Raw genomic sequence first — 12,498 nt, 5'->3', positions numbered from 1 at the left:
ACACCGGGAGGTGCGGGCAGTGGGGCCGATCACCGTGTTCCACGACGGGTGGTGTCCGCGGTGTACGCAGGCCCGGGAGCGGCTGACCCGATTGGACTGGCTGGGGCGGCTGGAGTTTGTCTCCATCCGGGAGCAGGGCGTGGCCGAACGAGCGGGCGTGTCGCCTGAGCGGCTGGCGGCCCGCCTCCACGTGCACTCGCCCCGGACCGGCCTTTGGGCGGAGGGCATCTGGGCGGTGGCGGCCATAACCGCCCGCATCCCCCTCCTCTGGCCGTTCTGGCCGCTGGTGACCCTGGCCGGGCTCAGCGGTCTGGGGCAGCCCGTCTATGACTTCGTCGCGCGCCGGCGGGCCATCGTTCCTGTGGGGCAGTGTGACGAAAACGGGTGCCCGCTGCCGGACCGGGGCTGAACGCCGGGTGGGACAAAGGGGGCAACCAAGTGGGACTAAAGGGGGGCGACTTATGTTGAGGCGACTCATCCGGTCCGCCGTGACCGTGTTGTTGATACTCGTTGCTGTCGGGTGCTCATTACGGAAGGAGTCCGATCCTTACGCGTGGGAGAATCCAGCACCTCCTGCGCCTGACATGTCTGAGTGGAACACCGGCGATCCCGACAAGCGGCCGGTTTTTCGCCGTCTGGAGATTTCCCATTTCGACTTCCATAATGGGTGGTATATTGTGCCTCAAATCAACTACAAGTTGGTAGCTGAGGTCGAGGGTGCTGATGAAGTCTACTTCCAGGCTTTTGATCCTGGAGAGACTCCAAACCCGGACGATGACGGCTACTTGCACTCACGAGAGTACAGCCCGGTTGTACATTCGGAAGAGAATCCAAATGTCTGGGCGTTGACTGGAATCTCCAGTGGCGGAGATACCGCAGGGTTCTATGCCGTTGCTGTGAATGAGTATGGACGGGCGGCCAGCCCCATCTTGTTTATCGCATGGAACCCTGAAAATAGCGGATACACAGCAGATGACCTGAAGACCCCGTTCTAGGATCTGGCACCATCACCGGTCGCAGGGAGAAGCGATCATGAAGGATGGCCGCTCATGCCGAGCGGCCATCCTGTTGCACACCCTGAGCCTATCCCTGGCGGTCGGAGCCCGCCCTACCCCCTGCGGCGGTCGCCCTCCTGGCGGATCACCCGGTCGTAGACGTCCACGAGCCGGTCGATCTCCTCCTCGGTGATCACCAGCGGCGGGGTGATCATCAGGGTGTCCCGGTACGGGGCGATGCCGGTGATGACGCCCTCCCGGAGGCATCCGGCTTCCACGGCGAAGCGAAATGCCTGCTCCCCCTCGGCGAACCGCTCCCGCGTCTCCCGGTCCCGCACAAGCTCGGCGGCCACCATCAGCCCCCGGCCGCGCACCTCGGCGATGTAGGGGTTGTCGCGGGCCATCAGGGCCTGCTTCAGCCGTTCGCCCATGCGGGCGGCCCGCTCGGCCAGCCGCTCCCGCTCGATGATCGCGATGTTCTCCATCGCGACGGCGGAGGAGACCGGGTGGCCGGCGTAGGTGAAGCCGTGCTCGAAGGGGAAGTCGGCCTCCGCGATGCCCTCGATGATGTGGTCGCCCACGAGCACGGCCCCCAGCGGCAGGTAGCCGCTGGTCAGCCCCTTCGCGGCGCACATCAGGTCCGGCACGACGCCGAACTGCTCGCACGCCCACATCGTGCCGGCACGGCCGAAGCCGGTCATCACCTCGTCCAGGATGAGCAGCACGCCGTACTTGTCGCAGATCCGCCGCACGTGCTTCAGGTAATCCTCTGGCGGCACGATGATGCCCCCGACCCCCAGGATCGGCTCGGCCAGGAAGGCCGCGACGGTCTCCGGCCCCTCGGCCAGAATGCGCTCCTCCAGCAGGGCGGCGTACTTGCTGCCGGCCTCCGGGTCGTCGGCCCGGTAGGGCCCCTCGAAGGTATCCGGCGAAGGGATGTGCACGAACCCGGGGACCAGTGGCCCGTAGTACGCCCGGTGTGCCTCAAAGGCCGTCGCCGAGAGCGCCCCGAGGCTGTTCCCGTGGTAGCCAAGGTCGAGGCAGATGACCTTGTGGCCGTCCTTCCGGCCCCGCGCCCGCTGGTAGAGCCGGGCGATCTTCACCGCGGTCTCCACCGATTCGGCCCCGCCCAAAGTGAAGAACACCTTCCCGAGCCCCTCCGGTGCGATGCTGGCCAGCTTCGCCGCGAGCCGCACCGCCGGCTCGTTGGAGTACTGGAAGTAGGTATGGTAGTACATCAGCCGGTCCATCTGGGCCGCGGCCACCGCGCCCAGCTCCCGGCGCCCGTAACCGATGTTGACCAGCACCATTCCCGCCTGCGCGTCCAGGTAGGCCCGGCCGTCGATGTCGTAGATGGTCGACCCTTCGGCGCGGGTGATGACCGTCGTCCCCTTCCGGGCCAGGTCCCGGAAGCGAACTTCGTTGTGTATCAGATGGCGCAGGTCCAGCTCTTTCAGGTTCATGTAATCGCCTCCTATCGCGGGACCCATTATAACCCAGCACCCGGAGGCCGGGCCAGTTGGCGGCCCGGTCGGCGGCTGAAACAGGGGGTGCGCCTGCCTCCGTCCAATTTGGACGAGCACCGACTCATGCACAACTTCTGCCAAGGAGGATGAACATGAACAGGCCCCTGCCCCCCGATGTCGCAGAACTCATGCAGAGTTTCGCCTCCGGCCTCAGATGGGTCCTGGGCGACCGGCTGGTGGGCGTCTACCTGGGCGGGTCCATCTCGCTCGGCGACTACTGTGAGGAGAGCAGCGACCTGGACTTCCTGGTCGTCACCGCCGGGCGCCTCTCCCCGGAGGAGCTGCAGGCGCTGGAGGTCTTCCACCGGGAGTTCCTGGCGGCATACCCCGCGGCCCGGAGGCTGGAAGGCGACTACGCGCCGCGGGAGTACCTCATCCCCGAGGGCACGACGGTCCCGGTGCCCAGGTGCAAGCGAGGCGTCTTCGTGCCGGAGGTGGGCGCGATCATGCTCTCCGCCGACAACATCTGCAATATGCGGGAGAACGGCATCGCCTTCGCCAGCCCGCCGCCCATGGAAGTACTTCCCCCGGTCAGCCCCGACCAGGTGCGCGCTGCGGTGCGAGCGATGCTGGCTGAACAGCCGAAGCCCGCCCGACGGCCCGAGGAGCAGGCCGACGAGTTGCTCGACCTGCTCCGCTCCCTGTGCGCGCTGGAGACGGGCAAACGCACCACGAAGGCCCAGGGCGCCGAATGGGCGCGCCGGACCGTTGAGCCCCGCTGGCACCCGGTGATCGACGCGGCCCTGGCGGTCCGCCGCCGCGGCACAGCCGATGGCTGGGACGAACGCACGGCCCGCGCTGCTGCGGAGCTGGACCGGCTCCTGCGGGCGCGATACCTCTAGCCGGGCAGCCTGCCGCCGAACCGCTCCAGCAGGATCTCCTCCGGCGTGAGGGCGGGCTGCGCGGTGAAGTGCACCACCCGCCACCGGGCGCCCGCTGCCTCGATCGCCGCCGCAGCCCCGGGCAGGGCGGCCAGCGTCCGGGCCACCGCGTCTGCGTGGTCCTGCCCGGGCAGCGCCGGGCGGATGCGCATCAGGTTGTACAGCTCGCCCCCCGGCTCCGTCTCGGGCGCCGTGGTGGGGATCTCCTGCACCTCGTAACCGTCCGGCTTGTACCCTGCCCCCTTCAGCGTTCCCTCGACGGACCGCCGGTTCGGCAGCCGGTCCACGCCGGGGGGCCGCCGGCTCAGCGCCCCCTGGCGGTGGAGCTCCTGCAGGAACACGTACTGCGGCGTCACCTGGTCCCGCAGGGCGTTGAACCAGGTGCCCGACAGCGAGAAGCAGAAGCGCCCGGTGGGCTTGATCTTCCCCCGCCAGGCCCGCAGTACGCCCTCGGGGTCGCGGAACGAGAGCAGGGCGAGGTTACAGAGCACCCGATCGACTTTCCCCGGCACCAGGTCGGCGGCTGCGGCCGCATCGGCCGCGTGGTACGCCAGCGCCCGTTCGCCGATCCGGGCCCGGGCGGCGGCGAGCAGCGCGGGGCTGGCCTCCACCACCGTGAGGTGAAGCCCCGCGGGCACTATATCCAGGGCCGCCAGGCTCGTCAGCCCGGTGCCGGCTCCCAGGTCGACCACGGTCATCCCGGGCCGCAGCTCCGCCAGCTCGCAGAGGCGGCGGGCCGACTCCCGGTAAAGGGCCATCTGCGCAGTGACCGCGTGCACGTGCTCACCCCAGTCGCCCATCCTCATCCCCCTTCCGCAATCAGCGCCCGCAGTTCGCGGTAAAGCCGCAGCTTCTCCGCCAGGGGCTCCCGGCTCCGCCCGCTGGGCGATGCCGCCACGAAGTCCAGCACCCCGGGCACCACCGACGCCGACTGGAGGCCGTAGGCCACCCTGCGGCGGCCCGTCAGCGCCGCGTAGACGCCCTTTCCGTTGTAACAGGCCACCCGCGGCCGATACCGGGCCAGCTTGCCCAGCAGCTCCTCCCGCCCGGCCCGCAGCTCCGCCGCGCTGAGGTCGCCGCTGGATCGGGTCGACCGGCCCACCAGATCGGTCAGGCCGTACCCAAGCTGCAGCAGGGTCTCGTCCTCGTGCGGCGCGTAGAGCCGGTCGGTCAGCCCGGCCTGCCACAGCAGCCAGTAGAACCGGTTGCCGGGGTAGGCGTAGTAGCGCCCCTCCCGCGCCGAGGTCTCGCCGGGGTTGAAGCCGACAAAGACCACCCGCAGCCCCGGGGCCAGGTAGTCAGGCAGCGCCCGGGTCACGCCGGCTCACCGCCGGCCTCACCGTCATCGCCGGCGCCGTCATCGTCCAGCGGCGGCAGCTCCAGGGCGTCAAACTGCCTGGTGAGCCACTCCACGTGCTCCCGCATCGCCTCGTCCTGCATCAGCACCGCCCAGGCCCTCCGGGCGGCGTCGACGAACGCCGGATCCAGCTCGTCCACCCGGTACCGCTCCGGCAGCGGGCAGAGCCCCCGCGCCAGGAAGGAGTAGCGCATCTCCAGCTCCCCGTCGGGGCGCAGATACGGCATGAGCGGGTAGGTGCGGCACTCGAACGGGCGCTTCGCCCGGTCGCACAGCCGCGTGCACTGCAGGAAGGGTACGGAGTCAAACCGCCGCTCCCACGAGGGGGCAAACTCGTACTCGTCGGTTCGGTGGAACTGCCAGCTTGTGAACTCCTCATTGCCGTCGAAGAGCGGCAGTTCGCCGGGAACCAGGTAAACGCCCTCATCGGGGCCGAAGTCCGTGCAGCAGCGGTGGCCGCAGAGCGTGCCGCAGTCAAAGGACAGCGGCGTCACGTCGGCCAGCAGCCGGCGGGCCTCGGCGATGAGGCGCAGGTCAACAGCCATTCAGGATTCCCCCCGTCCCCTGCACTGTACCACATTCGGCGGCATGCGTCGCCCCGGATGTGATAGGATGGACTTGCAGTTCTGGCAGAGGAGGATGCAGACATGGCCAACCTGGGATTCATCGGACTCGGGCGCATGGGCCGGCACATGGCGCGCAACCTGATCAAGGCCGGACACACCGTCACGCTGTTCAACCGCAGCCAGGCCCCGGTGGACGAGCTGGCGGCCGAGGGCGGGAAGCGGGCCGCGGGCCCGGCGGAGGTGGCCCGGAACGCCCGGGTGCTCTTCACCTGCCTCTCCACGCCCGACGTGGTGGAGAGCATGCTGCGGCAGGCCCTGGAGGGGGCGCAGCCCGGCGACATCTTCGTCGACCACTCCACCATCGGGGTCAGCGACGCCCGCCGCATCGCCGCGATGTGCGCGGAGAAGGGCGTCCAGTTCATCGACGCCCCGGTCTCCGGCGGCCCCTGGGGCGCCGAGGCCGGCACCCTGACCATCATGTGCGGCGGCGACCGGTCGGCCTTCGAGGCGGTCCTCCCCTACCTCCAGATCGAGGGCAAGCAGATTCACCACCTGGGACCGGTGGGCGCCGGCACCGTGGCCAAGCTCTGCAACAACCTCCTGGTGGGCATCCACACCGCGGCGATGGCCGAGGCCTTCGTGCTGGGCACCAAGGCGGGCCTCGACCCCAGGGCGCTCTACGAGATCATCTCCGGCGCCACCGGCCATTCGGCGCAGATCGAGCGCAACATCCCGCAGTTCGTCTTCCCCGGCAAGTTCGAAGCCGCCTTCTCCATCGATCACCTGCACAAGGATGTCGCGCTGGCGGTCGAACTGGGGAAGGATGAGAATGTGCGAATGGTCCTCGGGGCCCTGACGCAGCAACTCCTGGAGGAAGCCAGGGCCGCCGGGCACGGCGGCGAGGACCAGGCCGCGCTGATCCGCCCGCTTGAAAAGCTCACGGGGGTGGAGGTTCGGGCCTGACGCGCAGCCGGTGCCCGCGTGCGGCTCACCATGGCCTTCGGCATCGGCCGCGCCATGATCTTCGGCGGCTACTCCAGCCCAGGGCGGCGACGACTGACAGCTCGAACACGGTTGCGACCCCCGGGCCCGCCGGGCCTGGGGGTCGGCGCGCGCTGCCGGTGCCGACGGCCGGCCCGGCAGCAGTCAGGATTCCGACCGCAACGCTTGAACGTATTGTTGTACCCACGAAATGGTTACACCTATACTGGGGGCAGGAGGTGGCAACATGCTCGCCTGTAGTCGCTGCAACCAGACGTACCCGGAAGCCGAACCGCGCTGGCGCTGCGAGTGCGGGGCCTATCTGCTGCTGCAATCTGACCGGATGTTCAGCCGGGACTCCCTGAACCACCGGCCCCCCACCCTCTGGCGGTACCATGAGGCGCTTGGCATCGAACGGAGCGAGAGTACGGTTTCGCTGGGCGAGGGTTTCACGCCGCTCATCCCGGACTCGTTGTTCGGCCAGCCCGTCCTCCTGAAGCTGGACTTCCTCAACCCCACGGGGTCGTTCAAGGACCGCGGCTCTGCGGTGATGATCAGCAAGCTGAAGGAGTGGGGCGTGACCGAAATCGTGGAGGACTCCTCCGGCAACGCGGGCGCGTCGGTCGCCGCTTACGCGCGCCGGGCGGGCATGACGGCGCGCATCTTCGTGCCGGCCTACACGTCGGCCGGAAAGACGGCGCAGATCCGCATGTACGGGGCGAACCTCGTCAAGGTGCCCGGCTCCCGCGAGGATACAACCCAGGCCGCCCTGGAAGCCGCCAGCCGGACCTTCTACGCCAGCCACAACTGGAGCCCCTGGTTCGTCGTCGGGCTGAAGACCCTCGCCTACGAGATCTGCGAACAGCGGAACTGGCAGGCGCCGGACTGGGTGGTCGCACCCGTCGGCGGCGGCAGCCTGGTGCTGGGGCTCTACCTGGGCTTCCGCGACCTGCTGCGGACCGGCTTCATCTCCCGGATGCCCCGCATCGCCGCCGTGCAGGCGGCGGCCTGCGCCCCGGTCTACCATGCGTGGAAGCAGCGGCTGGACGACGTCCCGGCCGTGGCCAAGCAGGAGAGCGCGGCCGAGGGCATCGTCATCGCCCGGCCGGTGAAGGGCAGGAGCATCCTGGAGGCCATCTATGACAGCGAAGGCGTCGTCCTGACCGTGGCGGAGGATGAGATCTGGGCGACGGCCCGCACACTGGCCGAGAAGGGCATCTACGTCGAGCCCACCGCCGCTGCGGCCCCCGCTGCCGTCAGGCAACTGGCGGAACTGGGCCTGGCGGGTCCCGGGTCGAGCGTGGTGGTCGCGTTGACCGGCATGGGCCTCAAGGCCACCGACAAGTTCATCGAACACCTGGGCACTGACGACGGCGAGGCAGTTCAGCCATGAAGGAGGCGTTGCCCGTGCAGCAAGCGATCCTGACCCCGGATGCCCCGCCCCCCAACGGTTTCTACTCACAGGCCGTGCAGGCCGGTCCCATGCTCTACGTCTCCGGCCAGCTCCCGGTGAGGGAAGGGCAGGTGGTCGCCGAGTCCGCTGCGGAGCAGACCCGGTTCGTCCTGGAGAGCATCCGGGCCATCCTGCGGGCGGCCGGCGGCGACCTCGGGAACGTCGTTCAGGTCACCATCTATATCGCCGATATCGCCCTCTGGTCCGAGGTCAACGCGGTCTACCAGGAGGTCCTGGGAGCCGTTCCCGTGCCGCCGGCGCGCTGTATCGTTCCCGTGAAGGAGCTGCACTTCGGCGCCAAGGTGGAGATTCAGGCGACGGCGTATCTGCCCGGGTCGGCCCGGTAGCGCCGGCGGCCGCCTTCCCCAACCGGGGGAGGCGGCCGCTGAACTGTTCGAGGGTCGAGCACGGGGCGCAGCTGCGGCACTGCCGGGGTCGGTCGCGGGGCGCGGCTGAGGAAGTGTTGGGGGTCGAGGTCAGGGCCTGACCGCCTGGTGGTGGGGCTAATGGATCGGGTCTGGCCTGGCCGCCGCCCAGGCATCCCAGCCGTCCAGCACGTCGGGTGCTTCTTCGTCTGTCAGCACCGCCGCCAGGGGCCCGAGCCACTCCGCCCAGGGATGACCCTGCTCCCGGGCGATGGCCACGTGCGGACCCAGCTGAAAGCCGAGCGACCGTACGCCTGCGCTGAGCAGTCGGCGCAGGGCGGCCAGGGCCGCAGGGCGCTCGTCGTCAGCGCCGTGAACGACCAGGTAAAACCAGCACTCAGCGGCGTCGGCAGTGGGGCGCTGCAGGGCCGGGTGCTCCAGGAACTCCTCCAGCAGCGCGAGCGCCTCTGCCGCCTTTCCGCGGAGGAACAGCACCCCGGCCAGGTTGGCCATGATCGCGCCGTTGCCGGGGTAGGCCTCCAGGGCCACCCGGTACAGCGCCTCGGCATCGGCGTAGGCGCGCTTCACGTCGGTGAGGAAGAGCGCGTACTTGAACAGGGCGTTGCGATGGAGCGGCGAAACTTCCAGGGCCCGCTGGTAGAGCGCCTCCGCCCGCCCGTGCTCCCCCCGCACCTCACTGAGGAAGGTCGCGTAGTTGGTCAGGTTGCCCGGGTGGAACGGATCGCGCTCCAGCGCTCGCCGGTAATAGCGCTCGGCCCGGTCCACATCCCCCGCGGCGTGCTCCAGGAAGTCGGCGTAGTCGCCCAGCAGCGCCGCACTGTTGGGCGCCAGGCGGAGCGCGGCGCGGTAGTGCTTCTCGGCCTCGTCGTACCGCCGGCGCACGGTCTCCAGAAACACGGCGTAGTTCCAACGGGTGCGGGCGTCCTCCGGGTCCCGAGCCAGTGCTCCCCGGTAGTACGTCTCGGCCAGGTCGTACCGGCCCCGGAATCGCTCCAGGAAGGACGCGTACCGGCCGAGCATCCGGGCGCGCGATCGCATGCGGTCACCTCCTCCACGGGCGTTCCGGCGGTCCCTGCCCGGGACCGCCGGACTTCAATACATTATCATACACCCGCCACGGTGGACGCACACTATTCGCCCACTCGCCACGCTTGAAGTGGCGTTCTGGTCGACCTGCATGCCCACCCCGCCCGACCGCCACAGTGGGAGCAGACGCTTTTTCACTTCGCCCCCAACGTCAAAGTGAAAAAGCGACGGCTCCCAGGTCGCGTGCGGCGCTTCTCCCCGTCTCGGCCCATCCCACCACCCGAGTTGACCCCTGCAACAGCGCCCGCCATTGAAACACTCCGGCTGTAACTCCCGCACTGACGCCGCCGTTAGCCTGCGCAGCCCCCTCCCCCACCCAGCCCGCCCATACGACAAGGGGCCTCCGTGAGGAGGCCCCTTGACTCGTCAGATCTCGGGCGGGTCGATCCCCTGCATGCGCATCAGCATGAAGATCTGACCCCGGTGGTGGATCTCGTGCTCCATCACGTGGTAGATCACCCAGTCCATCGTCGCCCAGGGCATGTCGGGATAGGGCATGGGCAGCTTCTGGCCCAGCTGGTTGACCGGCGTGTCCTTCAGCCACTCAACGGTAACCTTGTGGATCTCGGCCCAGTACGCCAGCAGGCTCTCAAGGTCCGCAAACCGGCCGTACTCCCAGCGCTGCTCCCACGGCGCCAGCTTCAGGGCGTTGCGATAGATCCAGATCCACTCGGCCAGCACCATGTGCTCGGCGAGTTCCCACGCGCTGGAGTGCCAGCCCGGCGGCTTCCAGGCCAGCTGCTCCGGCGTCATGCGGCGCAGGGCGCTTACGGTGAACGGACGCAGATCGGTCTCCCAGTGCCGGTACAGGTCAAAGGCCAGCATGCGATACCCTCCCTCCGAACGTGGCTACCGCCCGCCCAGGTACGCCGCTGCCACCCGCTGGTCCTGCGCCAGATCTGCAGCCGCCCCCGAGAGCGGGATGCGGCCCGTCTCCACCACATAGGCCCGGTGGGCGATGCGCAGGGCCTGCCGGGCGTTCTGCTCCACCAGCAGGACGGTGGTGCCCTCTTCATTGATTTGCCGGATTAGCCGGAATACCTCCGCCACGACCAGCGGAGCCAGCCCCATGGAGGGCTCGTCCAGCAGCAGCAGTTTCGGGCGGGCCATGAGTGCCCGGCCCATCACCAGCATCTGCTGCTCGCCGCCCGACAGCGTGCCGGCGAGCTGGTTGCGCCGCTCGGCCAGCCGGGGGAAGCGGGCCAGCACCCGCTCCAGATCCGCCTGCACCTCCCCGTCGCGCCGGGGGTAGGCGCCCATCAGCAGGTTCTCCAGCACCGTCATCCGGGCCAGCACCGCCCGGCCCTCGGGCACCTGCGCCACCCCCAGGGCCGTCACCCGGTCGGGCCGCAGGCCGTCGATGCGCTTCCCCTCAAACTCGATGGTCCCGGCGCGGGGGCGCACCAGCCCGGAGATGGCGCGCAGGATGGACGACTTGCCCGCACCGTTGGCGCCGATCAGGGTGACGATCTCGCCGGCCGCCACGTCCAGATCGACGCCCCGCACCGCCGCCACCGCCCCGTAGGCGACCTCAAGCCCCCTGATCCGCAGCATCGTCGTCCCTCCCCAGGTAAGCCTCGATCACGTCGGGGTTGGCGCGGATCTCCGCCGGCGTCCCCTCCGCCAGCTTGCGGCCAAAGTTGAGCACGGCGATGCGGTCGCAGAGGTTCATCACCACGTGCATGTCGTGCTCGATGATCAGCACGCTGATGCCGCGGGCCTGAATCCGCCGCACCAGGTCGATCAGCTCCTGCGACTCGGTCTCGTTCATGCCCGCGGCCGGCTCGTCCAGGCAGAGCAGCCGCGGACCCGTGGCCAGGGCCCGGGCGATCTCCAGCCGGCGCTGCTGCCCGTAGGCCAGGCCCCCGGCCGGAGCGTCCATCAGGTCGCCGAGCCCGACGAACTCCAGCTCCGCCCGGGCTCTCGCCCACGCCTCGTCCTCCTCCGCCCGCGCCCTTCGGGTGCGGAAGACACTGCCCCACACGCCGCTGCTCGTGCGGCAGTGGGTGCCCACCACCACGTTCTCCAGGGCCGAGAGAGCGCCGAAGAGCCGGATGTTCTGGAAGGTGCGGGCCATGCCCATCTGCGTGATCACGTGCGGCTTCCGCCCGGTGATCGGCCGGCCGGCGAAGTTGACCGAGCCGCCGCTGGGGGGCAGGAGGCCGGTGATCAGGTTGAAGAGCGTGGTCTTGCCGGCGCCGTTGGGGCCGATGAGGCCGAAGATGGCCCCCTCCGGCACCGTCAGGTCCACCTCCGAGACGGCCACAAGACCGCCGAACGTGCGGGTGAGGCCCCGGACCTCCAGGATCGGAGACGCCTCCTGCGTCATGCCCTCGCCCCCTTCCGCCGCGGCGCGAAGGTGAGCAGCCCCTGCGGCCGCAGGGCCACCACCAGCATGAGCAGGAGCCCGTAGAGAATCAGCCGGTAGTCGGAGAGGCGCGCCCCGAAGAGCGAGAAGTCGCGCAGGCCCTCCGAGAGCCCGATCAGGAGCACCGCCCCCAGCACGGGACCCAGGGGCGTGGTGGAACCCCCCACCACCACCAGGGTCAGCATCTCCACCGCCCGGCCGAAGGCGAACTCAGACGGGCTGACGGAGAAGTTGATGTGGGCCACGAGCCCGCCGGCCAGGCCGGCCAGCATGGCCCCCTGCACGAAGGCCAGGACCTTGTAGTAGGTGATGTTGATGCCCATCGCCTCGGCCGCGATCTCGTCGATGCGGATGGCGGCGTAGGCCCGCCCCACTCGCCCGCCGGCCTGCCGGTAGATGAAGGCCAGGGCCAGCCCCAGCACCAGCAGGACGAAGAGCAACACCACCAGATTCGCCAGCTGTGCGTGCGTGAGGCCGGCCGGGGGCGCGATCTGGGCGGCCTTCAGCCCGTTCTGCACCATGCGGCCCAGGCTGGGGATGTTCTTGATGCCCAGGGCGCCGCCCGCGAACTCCCAGTTCTGGAGGAGCACCCGCACGCTCTCGGTGAAGCCCAGCGTAGCAATCGCCAGGTAGACCCCGCGCAGCCTGAGGCTGGCGTAGCCCAGGGGAATCGCCACGATGGCGGGCACGAGAGCCGCCGCGGGCAGCGTGAGCCAGACCGGCGCCCCGGCCTTGGTGGCCAGCAGGGCCGCCGTGTACGCCCCGAGCGCCATGAAGCCGGCGTTGCCCAGGGTGAGCTGGCCCGTGGAGAGCACCAGGTAGACCGAAAGACCCAGCAGCGCGTTGACGCTGACGAAGGTCGCCACCTGCAGGTAGTAGTTGTTCAGCAGGACCGCCAC

At 69.4% G+C, this 12,498-nt stretch carries 15 protein-coding genes; 6 read left to right on the top strand and 9 right to left on the bottom strand.

The genetic code is table 11. From position 1 onward, the window contains the following. Positions 1–19: 19 nt before the first annotated feature. A complete protein-coding gene (locus ACZ45O_RS00930) occupies positions 20–409 on the top strand; it encodes a thiol-disulfide oxidoreductase DCC family protein (RefSeq protein WP_464855102.1) in 390 nt (129 codons plus the stop codon). Between the two features lie 175 nt (positions 410–584). Beyond that, positions 585–995: a hypothetical protein gene (locus ACZ45O_RS00925; protein WP_464855101.1), complete on the top strand. Its 411-nt coding sequence runs from the start codon at positions 585–587 to the stop codon at positions 993–995. Between the two features lie 113 nt (positions 996–1,108). On the opposite strand, the gene ACZ45O_RS00920 is transcribed toward ACZ45O_RS00925, so the two are convergent. Further along, positions 1,109–2,458 (bottom strand): aminotransferase family protein, encoded by a 1,350-nt coding sequence (locus ACZ45O_RS00920; protein WP_464855100.1) that lies wholly within the window; start codon positions 2,456–2,458, stop codon positions 1,109–1,111. A 155-nt stretch (positions 2,459–2,613) separates the two neighbouring features. On the opposite strand from ACZ45O_RS00920, the gene ACZ45O_RS00915 reads away from it, so the two are divergent. Further along, a complete protein-coding gene (locus tag ACZ45O_RS00915; RefSeq protein WP_464855099.1) occupies positions 2,614–3,363 on the top strand; it encodes an aminoglycoside adenylyltransferase domain-containing protein in 750 nt (249 codons plus the stop codon). Here the strand turns inward: ACZ45O_RS00915 and ACZ45O_RS00910 are convergent. Genes ACZ45O_RS00910 through ACZ45O_RS00900 form a run of 3 tightly spaced genes read right to left on the bottom strand, consistent with a single transcriptional unit; the run spans position 3,360 to position 5,304 of the window. Beyond that, positions 3,360–4,202 (bottom strand): class I SAM-dependent methyltransferase, encoded by an 843-nt coding sequence (locus tag ACZ45O_RS00910; RefSeq protein ID WP_464855098.1) that lies wholly within the window; start codon positions 4,200–4,202, stop codon positions 3,360–3,362. The two genes, ACZ45O_RS00915 and ACZ45O_RS00910, sit on opposite strands and share 4 nt — an antisense overlap. A gap of 2 nt (positions 4,203–4,204) precedes the next feature. Beyond that, positions 4,205–4,720 carry a mismatch-specific DNA-glycosylase gene (locus ACZ45O_RS00905; protein WP_464855097.1) on the bottom strand — a complete coding sequence of 172 codons (516 nt, stop codon included), beginning with the start codon at positions 4,718–4,720 and terminating at the stop codon, positions 4,205–4,207. After that, positions 4,717–5,304 carry a hypothetical protein gene (locus ACZ45O_RS00900; protein ID WP_464855096.1) on the bottom strand — a complete coding sequence of 196 codons (588 nt, stop codon included), beginning with the start codon at positions 5,302–5,304 and terminating at the stop codon, positions 4,717–4,719. Before ACZ45O_RS00900 ends, ACZ45O_RS00905 begins: the two co-directional genes overlap by 4 nt. Positions 5,305–5,406: 102 nt before the next feature. Here ACZ45O_RS00900 and ACZ45O_RS00895 point away from each other — a divergent pair, with 102 nt between their 5' ends. The 3 genes from ACZ45O_RS00895 (at position 5,407) to ACZ45O_RS00885 (ending at position 8,106) form a co-directional block, all read left to right on the top strand. Beyond that, on the top strand, positions 5,407–6,288 hold the full coding sequence (locus ACZ45O_RS00895) for an NAD(P)-dependent oxidoreductase (protein WP_464855095.1): 882 nt from the start codon (positions 5,407–5,409) through the stop codon (positions 6,286–6,288). Positions 6,289–6,553: 265 nt separating this feature from the next. Continuing rightward, the gene (locus ACZ45O_RS00890; RefSeq protein WP_464855094.1) at positions 6,554–7,699 is read left to right on the top strand and encodes a threonine synthase; all 1,146 of its coding nucleotides are present in this window, start codon (positions 6,554–6,556) and stop codon (positions 7,697–7,699) included. A gap of 14 nt (positions 7,700–7,713) precedes the next feature. Then, the gene (locus ACZ45O_RS00885; protein ID WP_464855093.1) at positions 7,714–8,106 is read left to right on the top strand and encodes a RidA family protein; all 393 of its coding nucleotides are present in this window, start codon (positions 7,714–7,716) and stop codon (positions 8,104–8,106) included. Positions 8,107–8,262: 156 nt separating this feature from the next. On the opposite strand, the gene ACZ45O_RS00880 is transcribed toward ACZ45O_RS00885, so the two are convergent. The 5 genes from ACZ45O_RS00880 to ACZ45O_RS00860 form a co-directional block, all read right to left on the bottom strand. Next, on the bottom strand, positions 8,263–9,183 hold the full coding sequence (locus tag ACZ45O_RS00880) for a tetratricopeptide repeat protein (RefSeq protein ID WP_464855092.1): 921 nt from the start codon (positions 9,181–9,183) through the stop codon (positions 8,263–8,265). Between the two features lie 414 nt (positions 9,184–9,597). Beyond that, on the bottom strand, positions 9,598–10,056 hold the full coding sequence (locus ACZ45O_RS00875) for a DinB family protein (RefSeq protein WP_464855091.1): 459 nt from the start codon (positions 10,054–10,056) through the stop codon (positions 9,598–9,600). A gap of 24 nt (positions 10,057–10,080) precedes the next feature. Next, positions 10,081–10,785, bottom strand: coding sequence for an ABC transporter ATP-binding protein (locus ACZ45O_RS00870; protein ID WP_464855090.1), 705 nt, complete (start codon positions 10,783–10,785; stop codon positions 10,081–10,083). After that, on the bottom strand, positions 10,763–11,560 hold the full coding sequence (locus ACZ45O_RS00865; protein ID WP_464855089.1) for an ABC transporter ATP-binding protein: 798 nt from the start codon (positions 11,558–11,560) through the stop codon (positions 10,763–10,765). Before ACZ45O_RS00865 ends, ACZ45O_RS00870 begins: the two co-directional genes overlap by 23 nt. Further along, a complete protein-coding gene (locus tag ACZ45O_RS00860; RefSeq protein WP_464855088.1) occupies positions 11,557–12,498 on the bottom strand; it encodes a branched-chain amino acid ABC transporter permease in 942 nt (313 codons plus the stop codon). Before ACZ45O_RS00860 ends, ACZ45O_RS00865 begins: the two co-directional genes overlap by 4 nt.

Source organism: Symbiobacterium turbinis, assembly GCF_055383075.1.
This window is presented reverse-complemented; position numbering and strand designations above follow the sequence as displayed.

What these genes read in the sequence shown, in the direction of transcription:
- ACZ45O_RS00925 (WP_464855101.1), top strand. Translation starts at nt 585, where the DNA reads ATGTCTGAGTGGAACACCGGCGATCCCGACAAGCGGCCGGTTTTTCGC.
- ACZ45O_RS00920 (WP_464855100.1), bottom strand. Translation starts at nt 2,458, where the DNA reads ATGAACCTGAAAGAGCTGGACCTGCGCCATCTGATACACAACGAAGTT.
- ACZ45O_RS00915 (WP_464855099.1), top strand. Translation starts at nt 2,614, where the DNA reads ATGAACAGGCCCCTGCCCCCCGATGTCGCAGAACTCATGCAGAGTTTC.
- ACZ45O_RS00910 (WP_464855098.1), bottom strand. Translation starts at nt 4,202, where the DNA reads ATGGGCGACTGGGGTGAGCACGTGCACGCGGTCACTGCGCAGATGGCC.
- ACZ45O_RS00900 (WP_464855096.1), bottom strand. Translation starts at nt 5,304, where the DNA reads ATGGCTGTTGACCTGCGCCTCATCGCCGAGGCCCGCCGGCTGCTGGCC.
- ACZ45O_RS00895 (WP_464855095.1), top strand. Translation starts at nt 5,407, where the DNA reads ATGGCCAACCTGGGATTCATCGGACTCGGGCGCATGGGCCGGCACATG.
- ACZ45O_RS00890 (WP_464855094.1), top strand. Translation starts at nt 6,554, where the DNA reads ATGCTCGCCTGTAGTCGCTGCAACCAGACGTACCCGGAAGCCGAACCG.
- ACZ45O_RS00880 (WP_464855092.1), bottom strand. Translation starts at nt 9,183, where the DNA reads ATGCGATCGCGCGCCCGGATGCTCGGCCGGTACGCGTCCTTCCTGGAG.
- ACZ45O_RS00875 (WP_464855091.1), bottom strand. Translation starts at nt 10,056, where the DNA reads ATGCTGGCCTTTGACCTGTACCGGCACTGGGAGACCGATCTGCGTCCG.
- ACZ45O_RS00870 (WP_464855090.1), bottom strand. Translation starts at nt 10,785, where the DNA reads ATGCTGCGGATCAGGGGGCTTGAGGTCGCCTACGGGGCGGTGGCGGCG.
- ACZ45O_RS00865 (WP_464855089.1), bottom strand. Translation starts at nt 11,560, where the DNA reads ATGACGCAGGAGGCGTCTCCGATCCTGGAGGTCCGGGGCCTCACCCGC.